The 18,268-nt window shown below is 60.0% G+C and carries 18 protein-coding genes; 10 read left to right on the top strand and 8 right to left on the bottom strand.

All coding sequences use genetic code 11. The features are described from left to right. The first annotated feature begins 9 nt into the window (after positions 1–9). Positions 10–2,322 (top strand): response regulator, encoded by a 2,313-nt coding sequence (locus Q0V31_RS13255; protein WP_298188247.1) that lies wholly within the window; start codon positions 10–12, stop codon positions 2,320–2,322. Here Q0V31_RS13255 and Q0V31_RS13250 read toward each other — a convergent pair. From Q0V31_RS13250 to msrB, 3 genes are all read right to left on the bottom strand, one after another. Beyond that, entirely contained in the window at positions 2,298–2,771 is a 474-nt protein-coding gene (locus tag Q0V31_RS13250) for a MarR family transcriptional regulator (protein ID WP_298188246.1), read from the bottom strand. The two genes, Q0V31_RS13255 and Q0V31_RS13250, sit on opposite strands and share 25 nt — an antisense overlap. Next, a complete protein-coding gene (locus tag Q0V31_RS13245) occupies positions 2,768–3,253 on the bottom strand; it encodes a glutathione peroxidase (RefSeq protein WP_298188245.1) in 486 nt (161 codons plus the stop codon). The genes Q0V31_RS13250 and Q0V31_RS13245 overlap by 4 nt, the downstream gene beginning before the upstream one ends. A 125-nt stretch (positions 3,254–3,378) precedes the next feature. After that, positions 3,379–3,780, bottom strand: a complete 402-nt coding sequence (gene msrB / locus Q0V31_RS13240) for a peptide-methionine (R)-S-oxide reductase MsrB (protein WP_298188244.1) — start codon at positions 3,778–3,780, stop codon at positions 3,379–3,381. 308 nt (positions 3,781–4,088) lie between these two features. On the opposite strand from msrB, the gene Q0V31_RS13235 reads away from it, so the two are divergent. The 4 genes from Q0V31_RS13235 (at position 4,089) to Q0V31_RS13220 (ending at position 7,359) form a co-directional block, all read left to right on the top strand. Further along, complete coding sequence (locus Q0V31_RS13235) at positions 4,089–5,300, top strand: pyridoxal phosphate-dependent aminotransferase (protein ID WP_298188243.1); 1,212 nt, start codon at positions 4,089–4,091, stop codon at positions 5,298–5,300. Between the two features lie 4 nt (positions 5,301–5,304). Further along, a complete protein-coding gene (locus Q0V31_RS13230) occupies positions 5,305–5,757 on the top strand; it encodes a hypothetical protein (RefSeq protein WP_298188242.1) in 453 nt (150 codons plus the stop codon). A gap of 147 nt (positions 5,758–5,904) precedes the next feature. Then, positions 5,905–6,777 (top strand): protease HtpX, encoded by an 873-nt coding sequence (gene htpX, locus Q0V31_RS13225; protein ID WP_298188241.1) that lies wholly within the window; start codon positions 5,905–5,907, stop codon positions 6,775–6,777. Positions 6,778–6,972: 195 nt separating this feature from the next. Further along, on the top strand, positions 6,973–7,359 hold the full coding sequence (locus Q0V31_RS13220; RefSeq protein WP_298188240.1) for a transcriptional regulator: 387 nt from the start codon (positions 6,973–6,975) through the stop codon (positions 7,357–7,359). Positions 7,360–7,429: 70 nt separating this feature from the next. On the opposite strand, the gene Q0V31_RS13215 is transcribed toward Q0V31_RS13220, so the two are convergent. Continuing rightward, positions 7,430–8,086 carry a thiopurine S-methyltransferase gene (locus tag Q0V31_RS13215; protein WP_298188239.1) on the bottom strand — a complete coding sequence of 219 codons (657 nt, stop codon included), beginning with the start codon at positions 8,084–8,086 and terminating at the stop codon, positions 7,430–7,432. A gap of 172 nt (positions 8,087–8,258) precedes the next feature. On the opposite strand from Q0V31_RS13215, the gene Q0V31_RS13210 reads away from it, so the two are divergent. Beyond that, complete coding sequence (locus Q0V31_RS13210) at positions 8,259–9,029, top strand: class III extradiol ring-cleavage dioxygenase (protein ID WP_298188238.1); 771 nt, start codon at positions 8,259–8,261, stop codon at positions 9,027–9,029. 68 nt (positions 9,030–9,097) lie between these two features. Here the strand turns inward: Q0V31_RS13210 and Q0V31_RS13205 are convergent, their stop codons facing one another. Continuing rightward, positions 9,098–10,774: a DEAD/DEAH box helicase gene (locus tag Q0V31_RS13205; RefSeq protein WP_298188237.1), complete on the bottom strand. Its 1,677-nt coding sequence runs from the start codon at positions 10,772–10,774 to the stop codon at positions 9,098–9,100. A 375-nt stretch (positions 10,775–11,149) separates the two neighbouring features. Between Q0V31_RS13205 and Q0V31_RS13200 the strand changes: the two genes are divergently transcribed. Then, positions 11,150–11,941, top strand: a complete 792-nt coding sequence (locus tag Q0V31_RS13200) for a crotonase/enoyl-CoA hydratase family protein (RefSeq protein WP_298188236.1) — start codon at positions 11,150–11,152, stop codon at positions 11,939–11,941. Between the two features lie 21 nt (positions 11,942–11,962). On the opposite strand, the gene Q0V31_RS13195 is transcribed toward Q0V31_RS13200, so the two are convergent. After that, positions 11,963–12,736 (bottom strand): spermidine synthase, encoded by a 774-nt coding sequence (locus Q0V31_RS13195; RefSeq protein WP_298188235.1) that lies wholly within the window; start codon positions 12,734–12,736, stop codon positions 11,963–11,965. Between the two features lie 366 nt (positions 12,737–13,102). Between Q0V31_RS13195 and Q0V31_RS13190 the strand changes: the two genes are divergently transcribed. Together Q0V31_RS13190 and Q0V31_RS13185 are read left to right on the top strand one after the other, a co-directional pair. Next, the gene (locus tag Q0V31_RS13190) at positions 13,103–14,449 is read left to right on the top strand and encodes a class II 3-deoxy-7-phosphoheptulonate synthase (protein WP_298188234.1); all 1,347 of its coding nucleotides are present in this window, start codon (positions 13,103–13,105) and stop codon (positions 14,447–14,449) included. A 79-nt stretch (positions 14,450–14,528) separates the two neighbouring features. Beyond that, the gene (locus tag Q0V31_RS13185; RefSeq protein ID WP_298188233.1) at positions 14,529–14,696 is read left to right on the top strand and encodes a DUF2897 family protein; all 168 of its coding nucleotides are present in this window, start codon (positions 14,529–14,531) and stop codon (positions 14,694–14,696) included. Positions 14,697–14,709: 13 nt separating this feature from the next. Here the strand turns inward: Q0V31_RS13185 and Q0V31_RS13180 are convergent, their stop codons facing one another. Together Q0V31_RS13180 and Q0V31_RS13175 are read right to left on the bottom strand one after the other, a co-directional pair. Then, positions 14,710–15,510 carry an ABC transporter substrate-binding protein gene (locus Q0V31_RS13180; protein ID WP_298191066.1) on the bottom strand — a complete coding sequence of 267 codons (801 nt, stop codon included), beginning with the start codon at positions 15,508–15,510 and terminating at the stop codon, positions 14,710–14,712. Positions 15,511–15,629: 119 nt separating this feature from the next. Continuing rightward, positions 15,630–16,253: a TetR/AcrR family transcriptional regulator gene (locus Q0V31_RS13175; protein WP_298188232.1), complete on the bottom strand. Its 624-nt coding sequence runs from the start codon at positions 16,251–16,253 to the stop codon at positions 15,630–15,632. A 215-nt stretch (positions 16,254–16,468) separates the two neighbouring features. Between Q0V31_RS13175 and Q0V31_RS13170 the strand changes: the two genes are divergently transcribed. Next, positions 16,469–18,268: an acyclic terpene utilization AtuA family protein gene (locus Q0V31_RS13170; protein WP_298188231.1), complete on the top strand. Its 1,800-nt coding sequence runs from the start codon at positions 16,469–16,471 to the stop codon at positions 18,266–18,268.

Below are 18,268 nucleotides of genomic sequence, written 5' to 3'. Positions count from 1 at the left end.
CCAGCCCATATGGATATAGCGCTAACCCAACGCCTGTCATTTAAACAGGCCGGCTTGACCGTATTGGTAGCCTTTATCCTCGGCACGGCGCTCAGCTTGCTGCAAGTGGGCATCGATTATGCCAGCGAAGATGCCTCCATCGACCGCGAGATTAATGCGCTGATGGAGATCAGCCACAACCCAGCGGCGCGCATCGCCTACAACATCGACGCCGAGTTGGCCCAAGAACTGGTACTGGGCCTGCTGCGCTCACCTGCCGTGCTCAGCGCCCAGATCATCGACAACAATCAGCTGACCCTCGCCAGCGTCAGCCGCCCGGCCATGCAAAGCCGCTACCGGGTACTCAGTGATTTCATGTTCGGCCCGCGCCGGCACTTCGAAACCGCCCTATTCGTCAGCCACTCGCCCGCCGAGGCACTGGGCAAACTGAGCCTTGAGGTGGACACCTATGCATTTGGCAGCCACTTCCTGCGCCGCTCACTGCTGACCCTGGTCACCGGCTTCGCCCGCAGCCTGCTGCTGTCACTGATTCTCCTGGTGATGTTCTATTTCATGCTGACCAAGCCGCTGACTGGCTTTATCCGCGCCCTCAGCGAGCGCGACCTACGCAGCTCCAACCACAGCAAACTGCCCTACCCGCCCGGCCACGAGCGCGATGAAATCGGGGTGCTGGTCAACGTGACCAACCGCCAGCTGGCCAGCATCGCCAGCGAAATCGAACAACGCCAACACGCAGAAGCCCGCCTGACCCGCTACCTGGCCGAGCTGGAAGACATGGTCTCGGCGCGCACTGAGCAGCTGGAAGCAGCCAACAGCCGCCTGCTCGACTCCAATAGCGAGCTCGAAACCGCCAAGCGCACGGCACTGGACATGGCCCACGCGCGCTCGGCCTTCCTGGCCAATATGAGCCACGAAATTCGCACCCCACTCAACGGCCTGCTGGGCATGCTTGCGCTGTCTTTGGACGGACCACTGAACAACCAGCAACGCCAGCAGCTGTCGATTGCCCACGACTCAGGCAAGGTGCTGGTCGAGCTGCTCAACGACATTCTCGACCTGTCCAAGTTCGAGGCCGGCCAGCTGGAGCTGGAGCACATCCCTTTTGACCTCGGCAGCCTGGTCGAAGAAACCGCCAACCTGCTTTCGCAGAACGCTGCACCCGGTGTCGAGCTGACCTGCCTGATCGACCCACTGCTGCCCAACCAGCTACTCGGCGACCCGACCCGGGTCAGGCAGATTGTCAGCAATCTGCTGTCCAACGCGCTGAAGTTCACCCGCTTCGGTCGCGTCGACATTAACCTCCGCGCACAGGCTGATGGCGTCAGGATCATTGTGCGTGACACTGGCATCGGTATCGCCGAAGACGCCCAGGCACGAATCTTCCACCCCTTTGCCCAGGCAGGCGCTGGTATTACCCGTCAATTTGGCGGTACCGGCCTGGGCCTGGCCCTGACGCGACGGCTCTGCGAAGCCATGCATGGCCACCTCAGCCTCGACACGCGCGAAGGCTTTGGCAGTACGTTCTGCGTCGACCTGCCGCTGCCCAGCAAGGGCGCTGTAGCACAACCACCGCAACTGCGCGGACGCATTCTCGGGCTTAGCCCCGCCAGCTCAGGGCTTAGCGAACAGCTGGCCAACCTGCTGCCCAGCTGGGGCCTGGAATATCAGCGCCTCGACGCCGACGTGAGGCTGACCACGGTTGATGCCGATCTGTTGATCAGTGACTGCCCGCAGCGCTTGAATGAACTGCGCGCACTCTCCAACCTGCCGATTCTGCTGGTCAGCGCCTATGGCGATTTTCTCAGCGGCGAACAGGTGGAAGAACTCTCGCCTATCGAGCAACTGGCTCGCCCCTTGTCGCGCCAGACCCTGCTCCAGGCCTTGCGGCGCCACCTTGGTCAAGGCGAAGCGCATGCCGCCGAACAGCACAGCGAGCCACAACGCAGCCGCCAGGCCCGCGTACTGCTAGTCGAAGACAACCCGGTCAATCAGTTGGTGGCCAAAGGTATGCTGGGGAAACTGGGCTGCGAGGTGCTACTGGCCAATCACGGCGCGGAAGCCCTGAGCCTGCTGGAAACCCAGGCGGTCGAGTTGATCCTGATGGACTGCAACATGCCGGTCATGGATGGCTATGAAACCACCCGCAGGATTCGCCAGAAAACCGAGTTCGCCGAACTGCCAATCATCGCCCTGACGGCCAACGCCTTGTCCGATGAGCGCGAACGTTGCCGCGCGGCAGGCATGGATGACTACCTGGCCAAACCCTTCCGCAAGGATGAGCTGGCAGCCCTGCTCGATCAGTGGTTAAGCGCGGCAAACTGATCAAGCAGCACGCCTACCTGGCTGCGCAATGTGGCGACCGCATCCAGATCAACACCGCGCTCACAAAGCAGCTGGTTTTTCAGTGGCAACACCTGATCTCGCAAGTCGCAGCCGGCTGGCGTTAAGGCCAAATGCACCTCACGCTCATCCTTGGCCGAGCGCTTACGTAGCAACAAGCCTTGCTGCTCCAGGCGTTTGAGCAACGGTGTCAGCGTGCCCGAATCCAGCAGCAAACGCTCGCCCAGCGCCTTCACCGTTGGCTGCGCGGGCGGCTGTTGCTGCCATTCCCACAGCACCAGCATGGCCAGATACTGCGGATAGGTCAGACCAAGCTGCTCGAGCATCGGTTTATACGCGCGAATCACCGCACGTGAGGCCGCGTAAAGCTTGAAGCACAGCTGGTTGTCCAACTGCAGCCCTTCCTCCACTTGCAGACTGAGTGAGGTCATTTCAGCAGCGCTTCGATCTCGGCAGTCAGGTCTTCAGGCTTGGTGGTCGGGGCGAAGCGCTTGATCACCTGGCCATCGGCACTCAGCAGAAACTTGGTGAAGTTCCATTTTATGCCCTGACTACCGAGCAGACCCGGCGCGCGCTGCTTCAGCTTGACGAACAGTGGGTGGGCATCACTGCCATTGACGTCGACCTTCTTGAACAGCGGGAAGCTCACGCCAAAGTTCAGCTCGCAGAACTCAGAAATTGCGCCGTCATTGCCCGGCTCCTGCTTGCCAAACTGGTTGCAGGGAAAGCCAAGCACCACCAGCCCCTGATCCTTGTACTGCTGCCAGACGTTTTCCAACCCCTTGTACTGCGGGGTAAAGCCACACTTGCTGGCGGTATTGACGACCAGCACGGCCTTGCCGCCGAAATCGGCCAGGGTCTTCTGCTCGCCTTTAATAGTGGTAACGGGAATATCAAAAAGGGTGTTGCTCATGGTGGCTCATCCTGGTGAGTGGCAATGCACGCAAGATAGCGACCAATCAAATTGCGCGCAATCTAATTGGTCGCTAATAAACAACCCTGATAATCGCTCACAGCGTCATCACCTGGCCACACGGGTCACTCGCCGGCTTTAGCGACCAGCTTGAGCGATGCCGAGTTGATGCAGTAGCGCAGCCCTGTCGGTGCCGGGCCATCTGGAAACACATGGCCAAGGTGGGCGTCACACTGGGCGCACTTGACCTCGATGCGGTGCATGCCGTGATTGAAATCATCCAGACTGGTGATGGCTTCACTGCTGACCGGCTGAAAATAGCTGGGCCAGCCACTGCCGGAGTCAAACTTGGCGTCGGAGTCGAACAACTCAGCCTGGCAGCAGGCGCAGTGGTAAACACCCGGCACCTTGCTGTCATGGTACTGCCCCGTGAAAGCGCGCTCGGTACCACCGAGGCGACACACATGGAACTGCTCCTCGGATAGCTCTTCACGCCAGGCATCCAGTGGCTTCTCTAACTTGTTCATAGACAAAATCCTCAATAGAAAATCGCCAGAAGCGATTTTTAACGGCGCACAACTACGACCCACTAGGTGACGACCATGGATGGCACGCCACAAAACGCCGGGAGCGCTCTTTGCGCGTAAGCCCCGAAGGGGTCAAGCACATGGATGTGCTGAGCACAAAAAAGCCCGACCAGTACCTTTGCCAAGGTCGGGCTGCCACGTATCATTCGCCCCCAGTCTGTCACCGGCATTACAACCTGCCAAGGCGCGTCATCCGCCGCTTTTTTGCAGGGTAATTCAACGGCGCTTCACCATTCGGGATCACTTACATGCAGTTCAGCAAATCGAACAAGCTCGCCAACGTCTGCTACGACATCCGCGGGCCGGTGCTCAAGCACGCCAAACGCTTGGAGGAGGAAGGCCATCGCATCCTCAAGCTGAACATTGGCAACCCGGCACCGTTCGGTTTCGAAGCGCCGGAGGAGATCCTTCAGGACGTGATCCGTAATTTGCCCACAGCGCAAGGCTATAGCGACTCCAAGGGTCTGTTCAGTGCGCGCAAGGCGGTGATGCAGTACTACCAGCAGAAGCAGGTAGAAGGCGTTGGCATTGAGGACATCTACCTCGGCAACGGCGTCTCCGAGCTGATCGTGATGGCCATGCAGGCGCTGCTCAATAACGGCGATGAAGTGCTGATCCCGGCTCCGGACTACCCGCTGTGGACCGCCGCAGTAGCTTTGGCCGGCGGCAAGCCGGTGCATTACCTGTGCGATGAGCAAGCCGGCTGGTTCCCCGATATCGCTGACATGAAGGCCAAGATCACCCCGAACACTAAAGCGCTGGTGTTGATCAACCCGAACAACCCCACCGGTGCGGTGTACTCCAAAGAAGTGCTGATGGACATCGTCGAACTGGCGCGCCAGCACAATCTGGTGCTGTTCTCCGACGAGATCTACGACAAGATCCTCTACGACGAAGCCCAGCACATTTCCACCGCCTCGCTGGCCCCGGACGTGCTCTGCCTGACCTTCAACGGTCTGTCCAAGTCCTACCGTGTAGCGGGCTTTCGCTCTGGCTGGGTGGCAATTTCCGGGCCCAAGCACCGCGCACAAAGCTATATCGAAGGCATCGACATACTCGCCAACATGCGCCTGTGCGCCAACGTGCCGAGCCAACACGCGATCCAAACGGCCCTGGGCGGCTACCAGAGCATCAATGACCTGGTGTTGCCACAAGGCCGCCTACTGGAGCAACGCAACCGCACCTGGGAGCTGCTCAACGACATCCCAGGCGTTAGCTGCGTCAAACCCATGGGCGCGCTGTATGCCTTCCCGAAGATTGATCCAAAAATCTGCCCGATCCACAACGACGAGAAATTCGTTCTCGACCTGCTGCTTTCGGAAAAACTGTTGATCGTGCAAGGCACCGCCTTCAATTGGCCATGGCCGGATCACTTCCGCGTGGTCACCCTGCCGCGCGTGGATGAGCTGGAAATGGCCATCGGCCGGATTGGTAGCTTCCTCAAAACTTACCAGCAGTAACCCCATGGACCTGCAGATCGACGACTTTTACAAGGACGCCGCCGCCGGCATGCTGACCCTGTACCAGGCGTTTCCCAGCAAAGCCGCGCTGTATGTCGAAGACCTGATCGGCCGTGAAGAGCCTGACGAATTCGGCCTGCCCACGCCACGCCACCAAAGCTGCCTGGGCGCGCTGTTGTGGCTGGCCGAGGAAGGCTACATCCGCTTCGACACCACCATTGGCTACGACGCCCTGGATCAGGCCGTGCTCAGCGAAAAAGGCTTTCTGCGCCTGACCCGCGGTGTGCCCCACGCCTTGCGTGAAGGCGATGCGCTGCCGCCCAGCGTGCGCCGCGTCCATGCCACCCTGGCGTTCCAGCTGCGTGAAGCGCTGGGCCAACGGCACGGCGAACGCGTCGCCCGCCTCACCCGCCTGCTGTTTGAAAGCAGCCTAAACGGTACAAGCGACATAGTTTGAAATAGTCGCCGGGTTGAAGTGCCGGGGGGCGCGCCCTTATATAGCCGACATAACTAACAGCAGGCCGCTGCACAACCAGGCGAAGCAGCCAATCCATGGTTGTACAGCGGTCTGATAGCTATTCCCCTTGAGGAGTCTCAATACACCATGATGCGCATTATGCTGTTCCTGGCCACCAACATTGCGGTGTTGATCATCGCCAGCATCACCCTGAAGTTACTTGGGGTTGACCGCTTTACCGGCCAGAATTATGGCAGCCTGCTGGTTTTCTGCGCCGTGTTCGGTTTCGCCGGCTCGCTGATCTCGCTACTGCTGTCCAAGTGGATGGCGAAGATGAGCACCAAGACCGAAATCATCACCCAACCACGCACCCGCCACGAGCAATGGCTGCTACAGACCGTGGAAGAGCTGTCCCGCGAAGCCGGAATCAAGATGCCGGAAGTCGGTATTTTCCCGGCGTACGAGTCCAACGCATTTGCCACCGGCTGGAACAAGAACGATGCCCTGGTTGCCGTCAGCCAGGGCCTGCTGGAGCGCTTCTCGCCCGACGAAGTAAAAGCCGTTCTGGCCCACGAAATCGGCCACGTGGCCAATGGCGACATGGTCACCCTGGCGCTGATTCAGGGCGTGGTGAACACCTTCGTGATGTTCTTCGCGCGGATCTTCGGCAACTTCGTCGACAAGGTCATCCTGAAAAACGAAGACGGCCCAGGCATTGGTTACTTCGTCGCCACCATCTTTGCTGAGCTGATACTCGGCATCCTGGCCAGCATCATCGTCATGTGGTTCTCGCGTAAGCGCGAATTCAAGGCCGACGAAGCCGGTGCCCGCCTGGCCGGCACTGGCGCAATGATCGCCGCCCTGCAGCGCCTGCGCGCCGAACAGGAAGTGCCGGTGCACATGCCCAACAGCATGATGGCCTTCGGCATTAACGGCGGCCTGAAAAACGGCTTGGCTGGCCTACTGATGACTCATCCGCCACTGGAGCAGCGTATCGAAGCCCTGCGTCAGCGCGGCTAAGTCAAGCACAGACTATAAAAATGGCGACCCTCGGGTCGCCATTTTTATTAACCCGCGCAGACGTCCTCAGCTGCGGGCCGTGGGCACTAAGCGAACTTAAGCCACCACCCCGAGTCGGATTTTAAGAAGGTTAAACCCAAAGATTGATTAGCTCTCGGACAGGCACCGAGCTCAACGATAACGGGAGACACTCACATGAAATACGACTGGGATCTTATCGAACGCTTGCTGCATGAAGTGCAAAACACTGCCGATGAGCGCTTTGCCCCACGCGCCTATGCCGAAGAATTAGCCGCCGAAGCGGGCCAAGCCGGGCATCCTGTCGATGATCTGGATGCGCTCAAGGCCCAAGCCACAAAATACGAAGCTCAATTGCTCAAGGCTGGGTTTATTGCCCCGCGCCCGGAGAGCCAAGGCGGTAACGGTGAAAACTTTGTGCTGACCGATCGCGGCCTGCAACTTCTGAGCATGATCGACAGTAGCTTCCCCGGTGAGCAACATCCTCGCGAGGTGCTCGACAGCTATGGCTTGGCAGCGCTGACGCCGGAGGTATTCGAGAAAATCGCCATCGAGGCGGTATGACCCGCCAAGCCGCCAACACAACGCGTTAAGCCATCAGCAGACGGCTTAACGCTAGAGCAAGCACACTGATTTATTGACGCTGCAGTCGATACACCCGCTCATCCAGGCGGCTGAGCCCACGCTGCAAAAACCTCCAGTTCTGCCCCAGCACATCACACTCTTCCAACAGCTCAATCTGCCAATGCCTGGCGAGCAAACGTTGCACTTGCGCTTCATTCACCGCAAAAGGCGGCCCGTCCATTTGCCCCTGATCGTAGTCAAGCGCGACTAGTAACGCCTGGATAGAGCCCGGTAGCAGCTCAGCCAAGCGGGCGACATAGCGCTCACGCATGGCTTCGGGCAGGGCAATCAAGGCGGCACGGTCATACAGCGCGCTGCACTGCGCCACATGCCGAGGCTCCAAGGCGAACAAATCCCCACAGTAAATCGTCACTGCGCCGGCTCGGTAGACCTGGAACACGCCATCCTGACTGATCTGCGGCTCAAGCCCATGCTCAGCAAAAAAGTCTTCCACGGCGCGCTGCGCCAACTCAATACCGATCACCTGATAACCCTGCCCAGCCAGCCAGGCCATATCTACGCTCTTACCGCACAACGGCACCAGCACCTGCGCACCCTGAGCCAACTCCAGCGCCGGCCAGTAACGCTGCAGGTAAGGATTGACCTCGGAGAGGTGGAAGCCAATCTCACTGCGCGACCAACGCGCCTGCCAAAACTCTGCGTGCATAACGACTCCTGTAAATATTCAGATGAGGATCCTGGCGCAAAGCAGCCAACAAGGTCAAAAGATTCGTCCCACAGACAACTCATCTACAAATACGATGAAAACACTGGGATATTTGCGCTTTTATGCACAGCCTGACTGATAGAAGATACAGATAACTGCTCAGGAACTCGCCATGTTATTACCCAGCCTGTTTATCTCCCACGGCTCACCCATGCTCGCCCTGCAACCCGGCGCCAGCGGCACCGCCATCACCCGCCTGGCTCAGCAGCTAGCGAAACCACGCGCCATTGTGCTGGTTTCAGCGCACTGGGAAAGCCGCGAACTGCGGGTCGGCAGCGCTGGCAAACCGGACACCTGGCATGACTTCCATGGCTTCCCGCCTGAACTCTATCAGCTGCACTACCCGGCCCCTGGCGATCCCCTGCTAGCGGGCGAGATCGTGCAGCTGCTGGCCCAGGCTGGCCTGCCTGCGCAACTGGATGCCGAGCGGCCACTGGATCACGGCGCCTGGGTGCCACTGCGATTGATGTACCCGCAAGCCGATATACCGGTGGTACAGGTTTCCCTTCCCAGCCAGCAGGGTCCGGGATTGCAGCGCCAAATCGGCCAGGCCCTCGCCAGCTTGCGTACGCAAGGTGTGCTGCTGATCGGCTCAGGCAGCATCACCCACAACCTCGGCGAGCTGGATTGGCAAGCGCGGCCAGAGAGCATCGAACCCTGGGCCCAGGCCTTCCGCGACTGGGTGGTCGACAAGCTGAGTCAGCAGGATCACGCGGCCTTGCAAGACTATCGCCGACAAGCGCCGCATGCCCTGCGCAACCACCCCAGCGACGAGCACCTGCTACCACTGTTCTTTGCCGAGGCTGCCGGTGGGCAGTTCAAGGTCGAACACAGCGGCTTCACCCTGGGCGCCCTGGGGATGGATATTTACAGCTTCACCTGAGCCCTAGCCGGCAAACCGCAGACATAAAAAAGCCCCGCACTAGGCGGGGCTTTTTATTTAGCGAAGGATCAATCTTCGCGATAACGACGCAGCTTGAGCGGCTTGCCACCGACGCGGGTGTCTTTCAGCTTGCCCAACAGACGATCGAGACCCTCTTCCGGCAGCTCGACCAGGCTGAAGCTCTCACGCACCTGAATGCGCCCGATGTCTTCGCGGGCCAGACCGCCTTCATTGAGGATCGCGCCGAGCAGGTTCTTCGCGGCGATACCATCACGCGCACCCAGCGCGGTACGGCAACGTGCACGACCTTCACCCAGCGGCACTGGAGCACGACGCTCGCGGCTGCCTTCACGATCAGGACGCTCACTGCGCTCGCTGCGTTCACGCGGAGCACCACCGCTACCAGGTACCAGCGGCTGATCACGCTGAACTTCAGCCAGGGTCAGCGCCTGACCGTTAGTGGCCTTGCGCAGCAGGGCCGCAGCCAAAGCACGCGGGGTGCAACCAATGTCAGCAGTCAGACGATCCAGCAGCTCACCGTGGCTGGCTTCAGCATCCGCCACCAGTGGTGCCAGGCTGTTGGTCAGCTTCTTGATGCGAGCGTCCAGCACTTGCTGGGCGTCCGGCAGTTTGACCTCACCGACTTTTTGCCCGGTGACGCGCTCGATCACTTGCAGCATGCGGCGCTCACGCGGGGTGACCAGCAGCAGCGCACGACCGGTACGGCCGGCACGACCAGTACGGCCAATACGGTGCACGTAAGACTCTGGGTCGTACGGCATGTCCACGTTCATCACGTGGGTGATGCGCGGCACGTCGAGGCCGCGAGCGGCAACGTCGGTGGCAATGACGATGTCCAAACGGCCATCTTTCAGCGAGTCGATGACGCGCTCACGCTGGTTCTGCGCGATGTCACCGTTCAGGGCAGCAGCCTTGTAACCCTTGGCTTCCAGCGCGGCGGCCAGATCCAGGGTGGCTTGCTTGGTGCGTACGAAACCGATCAGCGCGTCGAACTCTTCGACTTCCAGCAGTCGCAGTACGGCAGCATGCTTCTGGTCGGCGTGAACCATCAGATGCACCTGCTCAATCGCAGTTACGGTCTGGGTTTTGGTTTCGATCTTGACGTGCTTGGGGTCACGCAGGTGCTTTTCCGCGATGGCACGGATCGAGTGCGGCAGCGTGGCGGAGAACAGCACGCTCTGACGGCTTTCCGGCATGGCCTTGAAGATGACTTCGAGGTCATCCATAAAGCCCAGCTTGAGCATCTCGTCGGCTTCGTCGAGGACCAGGTGCTGAATAGTCGACAGCACTTTCTCGTCACGACGCAGGTGGTCAACCAGACGCCCCGGCGTGGCCACAACAATCTGCGCGCCATTACGGATCGCTTTAAGCTGTGGACCCATCGGTGCACCGCCGTACACGGCGATGACATTGACGCCCGGCATTTGCTTGGAATAGGTTTCAAACGCGGTGGCAACCTGCAACGCCAGCTCACGTGTCGGGGCGAGGATCAGCGCTTGTGGCTGACGCTTGGCCGGGTCGATACGGCTGAGAATTGGCAGGGCGAAGGCAGCGGTTTTACCGGTACCGGTCTGCGCCTGGCCGATCATGTCGTGGCCAGCCAGAATTACTGGAATCGCTTGAATCTGAATGGCCGACGGCTCTTCATAGCCAGTAGCAATTACAGCAGCGAGAACATTGGGATGGAGATCGAGAGCGGCGAAGCCGCCGGTTTCCTGGGTCATGGGTCTGCCTCAAGTGCATCCGCAAAGACCCATATTCCAAAGCTACGCATGCCGTGTAAGACCCGAAAGTCACCCTGGCAGCCATGTCGGCGGGGATTTGCGAAAACGTGTGATAAATGAATCGTCAAGGATAGTCCGCAAAACGGACTAACTGCCAAAGTTAACCTTCGGGCGAGCTGTACTACCTGAACGTGGCCAAGAATTGACCGGCGCGCACTATACCGGAAAAGCGGACTGATGTGCCTGCTTTTCAATAAAAATGCGTAAGCAACACCTCTCGCGTGCCATACCGCGATCATCTGATAGCCTCAAACTGAAACGCCACAACAGCCGCAAGCCCCAATTCACTCACCCTGCGCACAAGGACTCCTAATCATGTCTTCTAGCACCAGCGGTCGCGTCAGCCGTGAAAAACGTGGCCATATCATGTTGATTGGCCTGGACCGAGCGAACAAACGCAACGCCTTCGACCTGCCCATGCTCGATGACATGTGCCTGGCCTACGGTGAATTCGAGCGCGACAGCGAAGCGCGGGTGGCGCTGATCTTTGCCCACGGCGAGCATTTCACTGCGGGTTTGGACCTGGCCAATGTGGCGGCGCAGTTTGCCGCCGGCTGGCAAATCCCCGCTGGCGGCTGCGACCCCTGGGGCGTATTCGGTGGGCCGCGGGTAAGCAAACCGGTGATAGTCGCCGCGCACGGTTACTGCTTCACCATCGGTATCGAGCTGATGCTGGCCTCGGACATCAACCTCTGCGCGAGCAACACCCGTTTTGCCCAGATGGAAGTGCAGCGCGGCATCTTCCCATTTGGCGGCGCGACCTTGCGCATGCACCAAACGGCGGGCTGGGGCAACGCCATGCGCTGGCTGCTCACCGGTGACGAGTTCGACGCTCACGAGGCCTATCGCCTGGGGCTGGTACAAGAAGTGCTGGCCAGCGAGGAGTTGCTGCCCCAAGCCCTGTGGCTGGCCGAACGAATTGCCGCCCAGGCACCACTGGGCGTGCAGGCCACCCTGGCTTCGGCCCGCCAGGCGGTGCACGAAGGTCCGGCCGCCGCCGCTGCCAACCTGCACCCGACCATCACCCATCTGATGGTCAGCGAAGACGCCCAGGAAGGCGTCAAGGCCATGCTGGAGCGACGCCCGGGCGACTTCAAAGGTCGCTGACCAGGCCGCCCGGCGCTCTGCTCAGGACGCCGGGCGTACCGCTTTAATCAATGACTCCAGCGAGTAGCCCAACTGCGGGGCGAGCAAGGCATCACGGCGGCGCAACTCGTCGAGATCGAGTTCCTGGTCCATATCAGCCGGCACCAGCAACACCACGTTGCCCTCCTTCACCGGGCATTCCCAGTAATGCCGATGGTAAAGACCGCGCAGCAGCGGTGCGCCAAGCGGCTTGCCGTCGCTGCCGGCCCATTGATTGATGATCAACCAACCACCAGGGTTAAGCTGCTTCTGACAGTTTTCCAGAAAGCGCCAAGCCAGATGCCCAGTCGCCGGGCCGTGGTCGGTGTACAGATCAACAAACAACAAATCAGTCTTTTCCGCGCTTTCCAGCAACTCCAAAGCATCACCAATGCGAATGGTCAGCCGAGGGTCATCGGCCAGACCCATATGCTCCATGGCCAGACGCGGCACATCGGCGCGCAGCTCGATCACCTCGACATCGTCCAACGGCAGAAACTTCAGGCACGCCTGGGTCAGGTTGCCGGCACCCAACCCGAGAAACAGTGCCGTTTCCGGGTATTCATGGCACAGCGCACCAAGCAGCATGGCGCGGGTGTAGTCGTACTCCAGCCAACTTGGGTCCGGCATATAGATGCAGCTCTGCTCGATGGCCTCGCCAAATTCGAGAAAGCGATAAGCTCCCATTTCAACCACTTGAATCACACCGTGGGCATCGCGAACTTCGGCAATCAATACTGGTTCTGGCATTTGATCGACCGGAGGTAAACCTGGCATCCCGCACTCTCCACCGTGACATCCCCGACCGCTTCAGGCCGAGGAAAGGCGGCAATTGTCATTGAGGTGCCTGGCCTGGGTCACGCAATAATTAGCCAGCAGGCGTTTCAAGGGCTTAAAGCCTGGGCAACTACAGCCATAAAAATACCGCAACTGGCCCCGCACGCGACTATCACTGCCAACCTATGAGGCGGTGCACAGCACGCCAAAGGCACAGGCACAGGCACAGGCATGCGTTTCGGCTTTGTCGGTTACACGCAAGCGCGCCAACCGATACAGCAGCTCTATCACGGCTATCGGCTTACTGGGCGAGGCGTATCGGTTACCATGCAGGTCCGCCTGATTTGACTAAAGCCGAGAGCCACGATGTCGCAAGCCTGGAGCCCTGAAAGCTGGAGAAGCAAACCCATCCAGCAACAACCGCAATACCCGAATGCCGCGCATGTACTGGATGTCGAGCAAAAGCTTGCCAGCTATCCGCCGCTGGTATTTGCCGGTGAAGCCCGCGAACTGCGCCGTCAGTTTGCCGAGGTGACTCAGGGTCGCGCGTTTCTGCTGCAGGGCGGCGACTGTGCCGAGAGTTTCGCCGAGTTCAGTGCGGCGAAAATCCGTGACACCTTCAAAGTGCTGCTGCAGATGGCCATCGTCATGACCTTTGCTGCCGGTTGCCCGGTAGTGAAGGTCGGACGCATGGCCGGGCAGTTCGCCAAGCCACGCTCGGCCAACGATGAAACCATCGACGGCGTGACGCTGCCGGCCTACCGCGGCGACATCGTCAATGGCATCGGCTTCGACGAGAAAAGCCGCGTGCCAGACCCAGAGCGACTGCTGCAGGCTTACCACCAGTCCACCGCCAGCCTGAACCTGCTGCGCGCCTTCGCCCAGGGCGGCTTTGCCGACCTGCATCAGGTGCACCAGTGGAACCTCGACTTTATTGCCAACTCCGACCTTGGCGAGAAATACAGCCAATTGGCCGGGCGCATCGACGAGACCCTGGCCTTTATGCGTGCCTGCGGCATGGATGGCGCGGCGCAAGTACGCGAAACCAGCTTCTTTACCGCCCACGAAGCATTGCTGCTGAACTACGAGCAAGCCTTTGTACGCAAGGACAGCCTCACCGGTGACTTCTACGACTGCTCGGCGCATATGCTGTGGATCGGCGACCGCACCCGTCAGTTAGATGGTGCGCATGTCGAGTTCCTGCGCGGCGTCGGTAACCCGATCGGGGTTAAAGTCGGCCCGAGCATGGACAGTGAAGAACTGATCCGCCTGATCGACATCCTCAACCCAGACAACGATCCCGGCCGCCTCAACCTGATCGTGCGCATGGGCGCAGACAAGGTCGAAGCGGGCCTGCCGCGCCTGATCCAGACCGTGCAACGCGAAGGTCGCCAGGTGCTGTGGAGCTCCGACCCGATGCACGGCAACACCATCAAGGCCAGCAGCGGCTACAAGACCCGCGACTTTGCGCAGATCCTCAATGAGGTGAAGCAGTTCTTCGCGGTACACCAAGCTGAAGGCAGTTACGCCGGCGGTATCCACATCGAGATGACCGGGCAGAACGTCACCGAGTGCATCGGCGGCGCACGACCGATTACCGAAGCGGGGCTGTCGGATCGCTACCACACCCACTGCGACCCCCGGATGAACGCCGACCAGTCGCTGGAGTTGGCCTTCCTCATCGCCGAAACCCTCAAGCAGGTTCGCCGCTAGGCCAGTGTCAGCGGCTGATCTGACAGACCAGCCGCTGGCAGGTTATGGTGAACACTCCCCCACACACGAGGAGCGCCCCATGACTTGGTATATCTGGCTATTGATGCTTGTGGTGCTGGGCTCCATCGTCGGTGGCCTGATGGTGCTGCTGCGCACCGCCAAGCCACTGCCGTTGAGCGAGGAACAGCTGAGCAAGATTCGGCAGCGCGAGCTTGAGCAAGAGGCCAAGGACGCTCGCGAGGGTTGATGCCGAGGGGCCGTCAATCTGTTGTAGCGGTGGTTGAGCTATCCGCTGCAGCGGGTACGACGCGGATCTGATAACGACTGAAAATTTTCTCCAGCGCCCCATTATCATGGAGCGCCTCATACAGCGCCATAAACTGCTCAGGCTGGATGGGCGCTCGAGGACGCAACAGTGCGTGATGGCGATAGTACTGATCGACGCGCTCGGAAATCAGCAAGGCGCGGCTCTGCTCCGGGTAGCGCTGCTGGTAGGCGCGCAAGTAAGAGCGGGTGATTACTGCCACATCGGCTCGGTCGCGCAGCAGCATATTCAGGTTGCTGTCATGTGAATAAGTCAGCACGGCACGGAAGTTATCCGTCAGGAACTGCTTGTCCGAGTTGAACCCGGCAAAGCCATAGTGATAGCCACTGTAAAGGGCCATACGCTTGCCCTTGAGATCATCGAAGTAGCTCTCGTCACGCCCCGCCTGCTGGCGTGTGACATACACCTCGGCATCTTCGATGCGCAAATCCAGCGGTGCATGCGGGACACCCTGCCAACCCCAGCCTGGCGACTCGAAGAACATCAGATCGAAGCGACCACTTTGCATATCACGGTAACGGCGCATGACCGAGGTGGCGACGAGGGTGAAGCGGTAGTCGCTCTGCAATTGATTAAGCGCTTGCAGCAACTCCGGCAGCAGGCCGCCTACCTGCTGACTTTCCGGTTTAATTGCATAGGGCGGGAAATGATAGGCCCCCACTCGCACCTCTTCTACAGCCTGCGCAAAGCAGGCCGCAGAGAGCATCAAGCCAAGTAGTAACGCTTTTAACAGCATGGCCAAGCGAAAACCTCGGAGCAGACAAGGTATTGCAACTGCGTGGGTGCACCGGAAAATCTGCAGCCCGTTGACGCCAAAATACTATCAAAGTGCCATCTAAGCGTAGCTCAATTTGCTCAGGCTTCCTTAATAACCAGTGACAGGGCTTCTTCGGCTAGCTGATCGAGCGATACCGCGCCCTCGGGACGGAACCAGGTATTGGTCCAGCTGAGCGCCCCCATAAGCAGGCGCCGCATAATAAAAGGGTCGGCCTTGAAATAGCCGGCCGCACTAGCCTCACCCAGCACCTCAAGCCAGAGCTGCTCGTAGTTGTCACGCAGTTCGAGGATAAACGCCTGGCTAGGCTCTGACAGCGAGCGCCATTCATACACCAGCACCGCCATCGCCTCGCCAGTGCCGCCCATGATCGACTGCAACTCACAGCGGATCAGCGCCAGCACCCGGCCGCGCAGATCGCTCGCTTCAGCCAGCGAGGCATTCATCAGCGCGGTGTTGTAGCGGATGGTTTCCTCCATCACCGAGCGGAGGATTTCGTCCTTACTCTTGAAGTGATGAAAGATGCTGCCGGACTGAATGCCCACAGCGCTGGCCAGATCACGCACCGTGGTGCGCTCATAACCCTTACTGCGAAACAGGTGCGCTGCGGTTTGCAGCAGTTTGCCGCGCGCACTGTCCGGATCGGTGACCTGCCCACTGGCCACCAGATCCTGCATCACCGCCTGCGCTTGTTGATCATCCACGCTAAATACTCTCCCGCCTTATCGCCTTGAATCCAACACCCTCTGCGTTTGCATCCAAGTGCTTGTCGTTATTGGTGAAATTTATGCTGAGCCGGCCACCCAAGCAAGCGCTTGGGTGCATTTGAAGCAGAAAGATTCACCCAAGGGCTTTTCAACCAAGCGCTTGCTTGGTAGCCTTCAAATCACCTTATTCATGTGTGGCGGGACCTATCGCAATGACTAAAACCGTACGCATCGGCTGTGCTTCCGCGTTTTGGGGGGATACCAGCACCGCCGCCGCCCAGTTGGTAAATGGCACCGAACTGGATTACCTGGTATTCGACTATCTGGCCGAAGTGACCATGTCGATCATGGCCGGGGCGCGGATGAAGAAACCCGACGCCGGCTACGCCACCGATTTCGTCGAAACCCTCGCGCCGTTGCTGCAGGACATCGCCGCCAAGCAAATTCGTGTGATCAGCAACGCCGGCGGGGTTAACCCCAGCGCCTGCGCGGCGGCCCTTGCCAGTGCCTGCGAGCAGGCCGGGGTCGAGCTGAAGATTGCCGTGCTGCATGGCGACAACCTGCAAGCCAAGCTCGGCGAGTTGGCCAAGGCCGGCACCGTGGAGATGTTTAGCGGCGCCGCGCTACCGCCCTTCTGTGTGTCGGTTAACGCCTATCTGGGCGCACCGGGCATCGTCGAAGCATTGAAACTCGGTGCGGACATTGTGATTACTGGCCGCGTGGTCGACAGTGCGGTGGTCAGCGCCGCGCTGGTGCATGAGTTCAACTGGGCCTGGGACGACTACAACCAGCTGGCTCAAGCCGCACTGGCCGGGCACATCATCGAATGCGGCGCACAGTGCAGCGGTGGAAATTTCACCGACTGGCAAAGCGTGCCGGACTACGAACACATCGGCTTCCCGGTGGTGGAAGTGGCCGCCGACGGCAGCTTTGTCGTGAGTAAACCAGAAGGCAGCGGCGGCCTGATCAGCACCTTCACCGTGGGCGAGCAAATGCTCTATGAGATCGGCGACCCACGGGCCTATTACTTGCCTGACGTGGTCTGCGATTTCACCCAGGTCGAGCTGAGCCAGGTTGGCCCGCATCGGGTTGAGCTAAAAGGCGCACGCGGCCTGCCGCCGACCGATCAGTACAAGGTCAGCGCCACCTACCCTGATGGTTTCCGCTGCACCGCCAGCTGCCTGATGGCCGGCATCGATGCGCTGAAAAAAGCCCAACGCGTCAGCCAGGCGATCATCAACAAGACCGAAGAGCTGTTCGCTGAGCGCGGCTGGGGGCCGTATAAAGAAGTCAGCATCGAACTGCTGGGCTCAGAAGCCACCTACGGCGCTCACGGCCAACGCACCGACAGCCGCGAGATCGTCATCAAGATCGCCGTGCGTCACGCCAAAAAAGAAGCCCTGGTGTTGTTCTCCCGCGAGATCGCCCAAGCCGCCACCGGCATGGCACCCGGCCTAACGGGCATAGTCGGCGGCCGCCCGAGTGTTTACCCAGTGATCCGCCTGTTCAGCTTCCTTGCCGACAAAAGCGCCTGCGCGCTGGAAGTGGAACTGAACGGCGAACGTACCCCCGTCGCCCTGCCGCAAATCGAGGCTCTAGATAGCACGCAGATCGCCACGGATATCGCCGCGCCACTGCCAAGCACTGAGGCTGACGCCTGCGTGCCGCTAATCAAGCTGGCCGTGGCGCGCTCCGGCGACAAGGGCAACCACAGCAATATCGGCGTAATGGCCAGAAAGCCCGAGTACTTGGCCTGGATCGCCGCTGCGCTGAGCGAGGCGGCCGTGGCCGAATGGATGCAGCACGCCCTCGACCCACAGCACGGCAAGGTTACGCGCTGGTACCTGCCCGCCAGCCACAGTTTGAACTTCCTGCTGGAGAACGCCCTGGGCGGCGGCGGCATCGCCAGCTTGCGCATCGACCCGCAAGGCAAGGCCTTTGCTCAGCAGCTGCTGGAGTTTCCGGTGCCAGTGCCACAGGCGCTCGCCGCCAGCCTCGAACAAGGACAATAA

Origin of the sequence: uncultured Pseudomonas sp. (genome assembly GCF_943846705.1) — a bacterium.
Classification (GTDB): domain Bacteria; phylum Pseudomonadota; class Gammaproteobacteria; order Pseudomonadales; family Pseudomonadaceae; genus Aquipseudomonas.
Note: the sequence above shows the minus strand (reverse complement) of the source record. Positions and strands in the feature narration are given on the sequence as shown.

What these genes read in the sequence shown, in the direction of transcription:
- Q0V31_RS13255 (WP_298188247.1), top strand. Translation starts at nt 10, where the DNA reads ATGGATATAGCGCTAACCCAACGCCTGTCATTTAAACAGGCCGGCTTG.
- Q0V31_RS13250 (WP_298188246.1), bottom strand. Translation starts at nt 2,771, where the DNA reads ATGACCTCACTCAGTCTGCAAGTGGAGGAAGGGCTGCAGTTGGACAAC.
- Q0V31_RS13245 (WP_298188245.1), bottom strand. Translation starts at nt 3,253, where the DNA reads ATGAGCAACACCCTTTTTGATATTCCCGTTACCACTATTAAAGGCGAG.
- msrB (WP_298188244.1), bottom strand. Translation starts at nt 3,780, where the DNA reads ATGAACAAGTTAGAGAAGCCACTGGATGCCTGGCGTGAAGAGCTATCC.
- Q0V31_RS13235 (WP_298188243.1), top strand. Translation starts at nt 4,089, where the DNA reads ATGCAGTTCAGCAAATCGAACAAGCTCGCCAACGTCTGCTACGACATC.
- Q0V31_RS13230 (WP_298188242.1), top strand. Translation starts at nt 5,305, where the DNA reads ATGGACCTGCAGATCGACGACTTTTACAAGGACGCCGCCGCCGGCATG.
- htpX (WP_298188241.1), top strand. Translation starts at nt 5,905, where the DNA reads ATGATGCGCATTATGCTGTTCCTGGCCACCAACATTGCGGTGTTGATC.
- Q0V31_RS13220 (WP_298188240.1), top strand. Translation starts at nt 6,973, where the DNA reads ATGAAATACGACTGGGATCTTATCGAACGCTTGCTGCATGAAGTGCAA.
- Q0V31_RS13215 (WP_298188239.1), bottom strand. Translation starts at nt 8,086, where the DNA reads ATGCACGCAGAGTTTTGGCAGGCGCGTTGGTCGCGCAGTGAGATTGGC.
- Q0V31_RS13210 (WP_298188238.1), top strand. Translation starts at nt 8,259, where the DNA reads ATGTTATTACCCAGCCTGTTTATCTCCCACGGCTCACCCATGCTCGCC.
- Q0V31_RS13205 (WP_298188237.1), bottom strand. Translation starts at nt 10,774, where the DNA reads ATGACCCAGGAAACCGGCGGCTTCGCCGCTCTCGATCTCCATCCCAAT.
- Q0V31_RS13200 (WP_298188236.1), top strand. Translation starts at nt 11,150, where the DNA reads ATGTCTTCTAGCACCAGCGGTCGCGTCAGCCGTGAAAAACGTGGCCAT.
- Q0V31_RS13195 (WP_298188235.1), bottom strand. Translation starts at nt 12,736, where the DNA reads ATGCCAGGTTTACCTCCGGTCGATCAAATGCCAGAACCAGTATTGATT.
- Q0V31_RS13190 (WP_298188234.1), top strand. Translation starts at nt 13,103, where the DNA reads ATGTCGCAAGCCTGGAGCCCTGAAAGCTGGAGAAGCAAACCCATCCAG.
- Q0V31_RS13185 (WP_298188233.1), top strand. Translation starts at nt 14,529, where the DNA reads ATGACTTGGTATATCTGGCTATTGATGCTTGTGGTGCTGGGCTCCATC.
- Q0V31_RS13180 (WP_298191066.1), bottom strand. Translation starts at nt 15,510, where the DNA reads ATGCTGTTAAAAGCGTTACTACTTGGCTTGATGCTCTCTGCGGCCTGC.
- Q0V31_RS13170 (WP_298188231.1), top strand. Translation starts at nt 16,469, where the DNA reads ATGACTAAAACCGTACGCATCGGCTGTGCTTCCGCGTTTTGGGGGGAT.